General features: G+C 61.5%; 8 protein-coding genes and 1 pseudogene. 4 read left to right on the forward strand and 5 right to left on the reverse strand.

What is annotated here, in order from left to right; all coding sequences use genetic code 11:
* Nucleotides 1-248 precede the first annotated feature (248 nt).
* From purU to P1U48_RS17755, 4 genes are all read right to left on the reverse strand, one after another.
* Nucleotides 249-1,133: a formyltetrahydrofolate deformylase gene (purU, locus tag P1U48_RS17740; RefSeq protein WP_301070601.1), complete on the reverse strand. Its 885-nt coding sequence runs from the start codon at nucleotides 1,131-1,133 to the stop codon at nucleotides 249-251.
* Nucleotides 1,134-1,438: 305 nt separating this feature from the next.
* Nucleotides 1,439-4,480 (reverse strand): efflux RND transporter permease subunit, encoded by a 3,042-nt coding sequence (locus tag P1U48_RS17745; RefSeq protein WP_301070603.1) that lies wholly within the window; start codon nucleotides 4,478-4,480, stop codon nucleotides 1,439-1,441.
* A 33-nt stretch (nucleotides 4,481-4,513) separates the two neighbouring features.
* On the reverse strand, nucleotides 4,514-5,527 hold the full coding sequence (locus P1U48_RS17750; RefSeq protein ID WP_301070605.1) for an efflux RND transporter periplasmic adaptor subunit: 1,014 nt from the start codon (nucleotides 5,525-5,527) through the stop codon (nucleotides 4,514-4,516).
* 112 nt (nucleotides 5,528-5,639) lie between these two features.
* Entirely contained in the window at nucleotides 5,640-6,194 is a 555-nt protein-coding gene (locus P1U48_RS17755; protein WP_301070607.1) for a TetR/AcrR family transcriptional regulator, read from the reverse strand.
* Between the two features lie 287 nt (nucleotides 6,195-6,481).
* Between P1U48_RS17755 and P1U48_RS17760 the strand changes: the two are divergent.
* Nucleotides 6,482-6,571, forward strand: a pseudogene (locus P1U48_RS17760) (hypothetical protein); the annotation flags it as partial.
* 73 nt (nucleotides 6,572-6,644) lie between these two features.
* Here the strand turns inward: P1U48_RS17760 and P1U48_RS17765 are convergent.
* Complete coding sequence (locus P1U48_RS17765; RefSeq protein WP_301070609.1) at nucleotides 6,645-7,103, reverse strand: universal stress protein; 459 nt, start codon at nucleotides 7,101-7,103, stop codon at nucleotides 6,645-6,647.
* Nucleotides 7,104-7,196: 93 nt separating this feature from the next.
* On the opposite strand from P1U48_RS17765, the gene P1U48_RS17770 reads away from it, so the two are divergent.
* The 3 genes from P1U48_RS17770 to P1U48_RS17780 form a co-directional block, all read left to right on the forward strand.
* The gene (locus tag P1U48_RS17770; RefSeq protein ID WP_301070611.1) at nucleotides 7,197-7,664 is read left to right on the forward strand and encodes a MarR family transcriptional regulator; all 468 of its coding nucleotides are present in this window, start codon (nucleotides 7,197-7,199) and stop codon (nucleotides 7,662-7,664) included.
* A complete protein-coding gene (locus P1U48_RS17775) occupies nucleotides 7,657-8,817 on the forward strand; it encodes an HlyD family secretion protein (RefSeq protein WP_301070613.1) in 1,161 nt (386 codons plus the stop codon). The genes P1U48_RS17770 and P1U48_RS17775 overlap by 8 nt, the downstream gene beginning before the upstream one ends.
* The coding region (locus P1U48_RS17780; protein WP_301070615.1) for a DHA2 family efflux MFS transporter permease subunit at nucleotides 8,804-10,134 on the forward strand (1,331 nt) is incomplete at its 3' end. The genes P1U48_RS17775 and P1U48_RS17780, both read left to right, overlap by 14 nt.

Below are 10,134 nucleotides of genomic sequence, written 5' to 3' on the forward strand. Positions count from 1 at the left end.
TGGAATTACTTCACTGCTGCCGGATATGTCGCAGGTTAAAGGCGGGACGCTTTAACATCCGGCCTGCCACACCATCCCTTAGCATAAGACTAACTATCGAATCTTGACATGTGCGGGGATGATTGCCCCGCCGACTGGCTTTCGCCCGCCGCCTGCGCTGCTTGAAACGCTCCGGGGATTCGCCCGCGAATTGACCGCTGCCTCCCACCGCCCCGGGGCGCGCGCCTCGCGACGCGAGGCTTGTCAACTTACCCCATGCGTTCACTTGCATAGGACCCCGGCGAGGCCGGGAAGACGACGGATTTGTTGCCGTTGAGGAAGACCCGGTGGTGGATATGGGCATGGATCGCCCGCGCCAGCACCTGGCTTTCCACGTCACGACCGAGAGAGACGTAATCCGATGACGATTGCGCATGCGTCACCCGCACGATGTCCTGCTCGATGATCGGACCCTCGTCGAGGTCGGCGGTTACGTAATGCGAGGTCGCGCCGATCAGCTTCACGCCGCGCTCGTAGGCCTGCTTGTAGGGGTTCGCGCCCTTGAAGCTGGGCAGGAACGAGTGGTGAATGTTGATGATCCGGCCCGACATCTGCTGGCACATCTCGTCCGAGAGGATCTGCATGTAGCGCGCCAGCACGATCAGCTCGGCGCCGGTCTCGCGCACGACACCCATGATCGCGGCTTCGGCCTGAGGCTTGTTCTCTTTCGTGACCTTGATGCAGTGAAAGGGGATGTCGTGGTTCACCACAACCTTCTGGTAATCCATGTGGTTACTGATCACCGCCACGATGTCGATCGGCAGCGCGCCGATGCGCCAGCGGTAGAGTAGATCATTCAGGCAGTGCCCGAAGCGGCTGACCATGATGATGACCTTCATCCGCTCGGAGGGTTCGTGGAAATCCCAGTCCATCTTGAGCTCTTCAGCGATATCGCCGAAGCCCTCGCGCAGGGTCTTGATGCCGATGCCTTCCTCGCTGACGAAGGTGACGCGGCTGAAGAAGCGACCGGTGATCGTGTCGTCGAACTGCGCCAGGTCGGTGATGTTGCAGCCGTTCTCGGCCAGGTAGACCGAGATCTTGGCAACGATGCCGCGCTGCGTGGGACTGGTCACGGTGAGGGTATATTCGCTCATGGTCAGGTCCTTGTGGGCCGGTGTGGTCAGGCGACCGTTATTGGTCGGATGGCCGCCAGGATCAACGGCCTTCGGTGCAGGGCTCGGGGCTGTTGATTTCCAGCCAGAAGTGACCCTCCTTGTGGTTATGTTTCGAGGGTCAGGCAAGAGACGCAAAGTTCAGGACATTCCCAGACCATGGTCCGGAATCTGTCCGTCGGCAGAGGATTTGGATCCAAAGGCGGCCTGAACCAAGGGAGGGTCTGGCTCATCAGTTTGTTCGCATTTCGTGGCGTAAGCCGGTGACCGGATTTGACCCGGCTCGTCTATCGCGGACGAATACGGAAGAGGAGCGCATAGAGCACCGGCACGGCGACCAGCGTCAGCACCGAGGCGAATGCGAGGCCGCCCATGATCGTCACAGCCATCGACGCAAAGAAGGCATCCGGCAGGAGCGGGATCATTCCAAAGATCGTCGTGCCAGCGGCAAGCACCACAGGGCGAAGGCGGCTGACCGACCCATCGACAACCGCCTTGTAATCCGGAACACCCTCGGCCCGTTGCAGGTCGATCTCTTCAACAAGAACAATGGCGTTCTTCATCAGCATGCCCGAGAGCGACAGGAAGCCGAGCAGAGCCGTGAAGGTGAACGGCAAGCCCGTGAACAGCAGACCCAGGACCATGCCGGTCACGGACATCGGTACGACAAGCCACAGGATCAAAGGCTGGCGGATCTTGTTGAACATCAGGATCGAAATCGTCAGCATCACGAGAAAACCCAGGGGAAGCTGTTTGCCGAGGCTCTCCTGAGCCATCTGAGCACTTTCGAATTCGCCCCCCCATTCCATCGCGTACCCGTCGGGAAGCGGGATAGCCTCGATATCGGCCCGGACACTTCGAAAGGCCTCATCCGCGGTCAGGTCGCTGCGTGAACCGCCGAGGGCGGCGATGGTCCGCTCCCGGTCGCGTCTGTGTATCAGCGCCTCGACAAGGCGCGTTTCGAAACGCTCCACAAGGTTTGTTATCGGAACGTAGGACCCGGCCCCGTCGGACCACACAGACAGGTCGCGAAGACGGTCAATCCCGTCGCGTTCGCTCTCGGGGAGGCGGAGATGGATCGGGATTACCTCGTCATCCTCGCGCAACTCACCGACACGCAAACCGGACGTTCCATATTGGATGGTATCCGCAATCGCGCTGCGCGTTGCGCCCGCCAGACGCATACGTGATTCATCCACGATGGGTTCGACAAGGATCTCTCGCTGACGCCAATTGGTACGCGAATTGGTGATTGTACCAGCGTCCTCGTAAATTCGCATGGCATCATCCGCGAGTTGGCGCAGAATGACCGGATCAGGCCCCGAAAATCGAACCGCCACGTCGGCACCGGCCGGTGGGCCGAATACGATCTCTTCGACGCGGATCAGAGCGTGGGGGAATTCGGCGGGCAGATCTTGGTTCAGCCGGCTCGCGATGGCCGGGATCGCCTCGGCGTCGGCCACCCGGACGATAAGCTGACCATAGCTTGGGTCCGCCTGCTCGGGACTATAGGTCAGCATGAAACGGCTCGCGCCGCGCCCGACAAGGGTTGTCACATCCGTCACGTTGTCCTCGGCCAGAAGCATTTGCTCCAGCCGCCTCATCTCATCGTCGGTGACGTTGATGTCGGTCCCCTGCGGCATCTGGACCTCGACATAAAAGATCGGGGTGTTCGAAGCGGGGAAAAAGGCCTGCTTGACCTGTCCGAAGGCCATGACAGACCAGACGGTAATTCCCACGATTATCAGGACGATCAGTACCCGGCTACGCAGAGCCAGCCAGAGAAACCCGCGGTACATCCCGTAAAACGAGCCCTTGTAGGGATCGTCCGAGGCCTCTTTCGGCGCCCGAAGCAGCAGCTTGCCAAGATAGGGCGTGACGGTGACGGCGAGCGCCCAGCTCATCAGCAGCGAGATCGCGATCACCGCAAAAAGGGAGAACAGGAACTCGCCGGTCGCGTCGGGCGACAGCCCGATGCCGGAAAAGGCCATGATCCCGATAACTGTCGCGCCGAGCAGCGGGATCGACGTGGCGGTTTCCGTCTCGGCGGCGGCCTCTTCTGCGGATTTGCCGCGTGACACACCGATCACCATGCCCTCGGTGATGACGATGGCATTGTCGACCAGCATTCCCATGGCGATGATCAAGGCACCAAGGCTGATCCGTTCCATCGCGATGCCGAAGACCGACATGAAGAAAAGCGTCGAAAAGACGGTCAGCCCCAGGGTTGCGCCCACCACCAGCCCCGCGCGCCAGCCCATGGTCAGCATCAGCGCCGCGACGACAATACCGACCGACTGTCCGAGACTGACGAGGAAGCTCGAAACCGCCTCGTCCACCACGGCGTGCTGTTCGTAGATCGGAATGATCTCGACCCCCTCCGGCAACGCGGTCTTGAGCTCCTCCAGACGGGCAGAGACCGCCTTGCCGACCTCAACAACGTTGCGGTCTGTCAGGGCCGAAACGCCGAGGGTAAAGGCCGAGGCTCCGTTCTGGCGAATGACCTGGCTGGGCTGCTCGGCTTCTTTGCGGCTCACATGGGCGATATCGTAAACCGCCACCTGCCCGACCTTTCCCGCCACGCCAAGCCGAAGCTCCCCGATCCCTTCGGGGCTGACATAGCCCGGCGGAACCGACAGGCTGATCCGGGCCGGGCCCTCGGTAATCTCCCCGTTCATGAACACCCGGTTTTCGTCGGCGAGAATGCCCAGGATCTGATTCGGCGGCAAACCCAGTTCCGTAAGACGCGACGACGGGATCGAGATGTTGATCACCTCTTCGGCGAGTCCCTGAACCTCGACCTTGGCAACGCCATCGACGGTGACCAGCCCGAGCCGCAATGACGTGGCCAGATCGCGCTGCTCCGATGGGCTCAGGCCCTCGCTCGTCACCGCATAGAACATGCCGTAAACGTCGCCGAAATCGTCGTTGATGATGGGCGGCTGCGCGCCTGCGGGGAGGTCCCCTTCCACGTCGCTGATGCGGCGGCGCATCTCGTCCCAAACCTGGGGGATCTCATCCGGCCCATAGGTCATTTCGATCTCGACGGTGATCTGGGCCATGCCCGGCATGGACTTTGATTCAACCCGGTCGAGCTGCTTCATCTGTTGCAGCGCATTTTCGACAACGTCGGCGACCTCCTCTTCAACCTCTATGGCCGAGGCGCCGGGATAGGGCACGAAGACAAGCGCCGTTTTGAGGGTGAAGCTGGGGTCTTCAAGGCGGCCCACCGTGTTCAGCCCCCAATAGCCGCCAACGAGGCAGAAGATGATGGCGAGCCAAACCGCCACAGGGCGCTTGATGCTCGCGCGTGAGATACTGAGTGCCATGGTCTATCCGGGTCCTGCCAACATAATACGGGATCAGAGACCCGAGACTGTCACTTTTTGATTGTCCCTGAGCCGCCACCAGCCGCCGGACACGACCAATTCGTCGCCCTTCAGGCCTTCCAGAACGATGATCTCGTCATTGATCGGAAGACCCAACCGGACCGTCCTTCGCGCAACCTGGCCGGACATCTCTTCATAGACCCAGATGGACGGTTCGGTTCGGCTCGTTGTATCCACCGCCGAAACCGGAACGATGACCGATTGCTGGCGATCTCCTTCGGCGGCAATCGAGATGCGTACGTCCGCCGTCATCCCGGGCAGCAGGCGCGGGTCGATGTCGCCCGCGATGGCGAATTCCACATCGTAGGTCTGCGCCGTCGGGTCGGCATCGGTCGCGAAGGAGCGAAGGATGAGCTGCGCGTTGAAACCCGGCACCGCGGGAAAACTCGCAACGATGTCAAAAGCGTCGGGCGTCGCACGCGCAACAGCCGCAAGCTCCTCGGGCAGAGAAATCATGATACGCATCTCGCTGACATCCTGCAGGCGTGCGACCGGCGCAGCCGAAGTGAGGTTGACGTATTCCTCAACGAAGGTCCGCGCCACGATCGCATCGAAAGGCGCCACGATCTGCGTCTGCGACAAACGCCGCCTGGCCTCGCGAAGCGCTACGTCTGCCTGTGCGAACTGGGCCCGCACAGTATCGAGGCGGGCATCTGCCGCGATCCCCCGCTCGGCGAGGCTCGACGCGCGTTCGAGTTCGGAATTCGCAAGGTCAAAGGAGGCCTGAGCCCGATCGACGGCAAGATCGAAATCAGCCTGGTCGAGTTCCGCAATCACGTCGCCCTCGCGAATTCTGTCACCCGGCTCGACGTCGAGAGAAATGATCTGTCCCGGCACCTGAAATGCTATGTCCACCGTACGGGCCGGTTCGACACGGCCGGCAACCGCGCGGGATTGATCGATCACGCGGGTCAGCACGCGGGTCACCTCGACCGTGACCGGTCGATCAGAGTCGGACGCCGCCCGCGTTTCGGTCTCGGTTTCCATGACCGTCTGGGCCAAAAGTTCGGTCAGGAAGCCCGGGAGAACCGTCACAGCGAAGACCGCTGCCGCCGCCACTGAAATGACCGAAGCGGTCCGTTTCCGACTACGGTTTTTTCTATTCGAGTTCATCGATCATTATCCTCAATCGTTCGATGACGCTTGCCTTGATATCCGCACCGCCGTCCGGAAGGTTCAGCAGCCTTTGGAACCGCAACCCCTGGATCGCCAGGACGACAATCATGGCAGCCGGAGCGTCTTGCGTGTCGGTCAAGATATGCTCAAGGTCGCCGGTCAGGTCAGTCCGTAGCGGATCGAGCAGCCGCGGATCCGATGCCGCCGCCGCGAGTATCGCCATTGACAGGTCATCGTCCACGTCTTGCGATTGCAGGACTGTTTCGAGATGCCCACGCAGAGTGCGCGACGGGTACCGCTCCGGCACTTTTTCGAGGAGCTCCCGGTGCGCGACAAGCATCTGATCCAACAGGCCGGAAAGCAGAGCCTTCTTCGTCGAAAAGTTGTAGAGCACGCCGCCTTTGCTGAGGCCCGCCTCCTTTGCGACCGCCTCGATCGTTATCTTTCCGGCGCCTTCACGCACGGCAATCGCGCGCGCCGCGCCGAGAATTCTCGGAGAGGCGTTTCTGGGTTCCGTCGACTGCATCCGCTCCGTCATCGCTGTACCGTCCGGTCGGTTAAGCCTCGGAGGCAGATAGATTGCATCACCGACGGCGTCAAGCGTTCGGTCGAATCCGCTTTGAACCATAGTGCCGCGGCGTCGGCAGAAGCACGTGGATGCGGGTGTTGCCCCCTTCAATCCCGGCGATTACCGCTGACTGGTCACACGGAACCGCCCGCTTCGAATGCTCTCACGCATGGATCGGCTGATCGACGGTCACCAATCGCGGTCGGCGGCGTCGGGGGCCTCAACAAGTTCCGCGATGCGATCGTGCAGTCGGCCAAGGCGCGGCTGCGCGCCAGGCAATGGGTCTGGTGATCTTCACCGGCCTGATGATCGGCACACTCTTCACGCTGTTCGTGGTCCCGATGTTCTATACGATCATTGCCAGCGGGGCGCGCGACGTCCTGCGGTCACGCAACGTAGCCGCGTCCTGGCCACACCACTTCAACCCTTGCGGAAAAGCTCTGAATCCTCGACGACCTTTTGTGCCAGAAGCAGGCTGCATCCCAGCGCGTCGCTCAACCCGGAAGCGACAGATCGGCTCATCCAGCGCGTCCAGAGGCCTTGCTGATGGTGCCCAACGACGACCAGATCGGCCCCAATTTCGGTGGCGACACTTGTGATTTTCGCGACGGGATCGCCGAACTCCATGCGGACCTCGGGTGCCAGCCCCATGGCGGAAAGCCGTTGATGGCCTTCATCTAGGATTTCCTTGAAATCGGCTTGCTGGTGGGCAAGTGCGCCAGCATCCGCACCCTGTGCCAACGCGCTGCCCGCGCCCGTCTCGACCACCGCCAGCAGGATCACCCCGGCACCTGTGATCTGCGCAAGCCGCGCCCCTTCGCGCAGCGCCAGCCGCCCTTCGCGCGAGCCGTCAAAACACAACAGGATCTTGGCATACATCGACGAATCTCCAAGGTAGGAATGGCACTTGCAAGATAATTGCACCCATACTAATTAGCAATGCAGCTATATGCATGCTGATGAAAGAAGGAAATGATGCAGATTGACCCCGACAAGATCGAGCTCCAGGAGCCTTTCGCACGTTCCCTGGCGGCGTCATCGCGCATGTGGAGGCGGCATCTTGACCTTCGGTTTCGCGATCTCGGCCTCTCCCAGGCAAGATGGAACGCGCTGTTTGAACTTTCGCGCAATGAGGCGGTGACGCAGGTCGAACTGGCGCACACCCTGGGGATCGAGGCGGCGACTCTGGTCCGGCTACTGGACGGGCTTGAAGGTGCGGGCCTGATCGAACGCCGACCCTCCGCCGAAGACAGGCGGGCCAAGACACTCCACCTGACAGAGGCTGCGTCTCCTCTCATCGTCAGGATGAAAGAGATTTCGGCGGCCAGCCGGGCAGAAATTCTTGAAGGCATTTCCGAGCAGGAACTGCGTATTGCAACAAAAGTTCTGAGCCGCATCGCGACCAGATTGGAGATTTTGAGCAATGGTCAAAATGGATAACATAAAGGCAGGGCCAGCCATTGCGGGCGAGGCTGGCGAGGACAAACCGGTGTCGCCCCCCCCGCCCAGGCGCAGCCGCACAAGATGGACCCGACTGATCGTGATCGGCGCCGTGGTTGCTGTTGCCGTCTGGCTGGCCGCACCGTGGCTGGCCACGCGGTTCACGCAGGTTCACATCAACGATGCCCGGATCGCAGCCAAAGTCGTCACCGTATCAAGCGAGGTCGCCGGAAGGATCACGGCGATTCCGGTGCGCGTGGGGGACGCCGTCGTAAGAGGCGATCTTGTCGCCGCAATCGACCGCGCATATTCGCAACCACAGCTTGATGCAGTCATGGCAAGACTGGCGGCAACTGATGCGCAACTGGCGGAGCTTCAGGCGCGTAAGGTGCTGCTCAAGAAGCAGCTCTCTGCGCGACGGGACGCGGCAAACGCAGGAATAGCTGCGGCAGTTGCAAACCATGAGGCAACACTTGCCGTACTCACGAACGTCCGGACCCATCAGGAGAGGGCGATCAAGCTTGCCAAGCAGAATATCACGTCGCAGCAAACCCTCGACGAAGCCCAGGCGGCGCTGGATACCGCCGCCCAGAAAGAGCGGGCTGCTTTCGCTGCAATTGAAAGCGCTCGTGCCAGTCTGGCCATCGTCGAGGCCGACGAAGAGCAGATGAGTGTGCTGGAGTCCCAGATCGCGTCCGCCCTTGCCGGACGTGCAGGCACCGAGGCCGACCGCAGCCTGAAGGAAATCGACCTCGCGTACCGCACGATCACATCCCAGTTCGACGGCATTGTTGATGGGACCTTTGTCGATGTCGGCGAATATGTGACGCCGGGGACGCGCATTGTGATGTATCACGCACCGGATGACGTCTGGATCGATGCAAATGTCAAGGAGACCGATTATAACAGGATCCACGTCGGATCGAAGGCGATCATCACCGTCGACGCCTTTCCGGGCCGGACGTTTGAGGGCAAGGTAATCGGCATGGGCGGGGCAGCGACCAGTCAGCTTGCGCTACTGCCCAGCCCCAACCCCTCGGGCAATTTCACGAAAGTGACCCAGCGCCTGCCAATCCGCGTGTCGATCGACGCCGAAGGCACCGAACTCAGGCCCGGCATGATGGTCGAGGTTTCCGTCGATGTCACAGATTGACCGATACTTCGAGCGTTACGGCCCGGCCTACAAGTGGTTGGCGACCGGCACGATCATGGTCGCGACCATTTCGGTCGTATTGTCCACGACGATCGTGAACGTCGCCATCCCGGCGGTGATGGGGGCTTTCGGCATCAGCGCGGTGCAGGCACAATGGATCTCGACCGGCTTTCTGGCGGCCATGACCGCCACGATGCTGCTGGCCGACTGGACCAACCGCGCCTTCGGGATGCGGCTGACGATGAACGCCGCAATGGGCGTGTTCCTTGCGGGTTCGGTTCTTGGGGGCCTCGCGCCGAACGAGACCGTGCTGACGCTGGCCCGCGTCGTGCAGGGGGCGGCGGCGGGCATCGTGCAGCCGCTGGCCATGATCATGCTGTTCAAGGTCTTTCCGCCCGACAAACGCGGCGCGGCCATGGGAATCTATGGCGTCGGCGTCGTGCTGGCTCCGGCTCTGGGCCCCTGGATCGGCGGCGTGCTCATGGATGCCTTCGACTGGCGTTTCGTCTTCTATCTGGGCCTGCCCTTCGCCGGGCTTGCCATCCTGCTGGCGAACCTGTTCCTGCCCAGCCGCGAAGAAAGCGGGCCGATTCCGGCCTTCGACTTTGTCGGGGTGGCGATCCTGTCGGTCTTTCTTGCCGTGCTGCTCAGCACGCTTTCAAACGCGCAGCGGCTTGGATGGGAGTCCAACATCATCCTGTCAGGCTTCACGATTTCTGCGGTTTCGGCCATCGCCTTCGTCGTCTGGGAGATGACCACCGCCAAGCCCATGCTCGACATGCGGCTTTTCGCGAATTTCGCCTTCTCCTCGGCCTCGGTCATTGCCTTCATCATGGGGGCCGGACTGTTCGGCTCTACCTATCTGCTTCCGGTCTTCGTGCAGCAGATCCAGGGGATGACGCCCACGCAGGCGGGCCTTCTTCTGATGCCTTCGGGCTTCGCGATGCTGCTGGTCTTTCCCATCGCCGGGCGATTGTCCGACAAGGTGCCTGCACCAATCATGATCGGCATCGGCATGGCGGTCTTTGCCGGGTCCTCCTGGCTGATGGCAGCTGCAAATGTCCATACGGCCTTCTGGACGCTCGCCTGGTGGACGATCCTGTCGCGCGTGGGGCTGGGCCTCGTGTTCCCCGCCATTTCGTCGGGAGCGCTCAAGGTTCTGCCGCCGGACCTTCTCGGTCAGGGTTCGGGTGCGTCGAACTTCATCCGGCAGCTTGGCGGCGCCTTCGGGGTGAACCTTCTGACCGTGTTCATCGAGCGGCGCACAATCATGCACGCCGATGCCTTTGCCGCGACCCAGACCAGCGACAACGCCAC

This window comes from Pseudooceanicola sp., from assembly GCF_029213205.1.
Taxonomy (GTDB): domain Bacteria; phylum Pseudomonadota; class Alphaproteobacteria; order Rhodobacterales; family Rhodobacteraceae; genus Pseudooceanicola.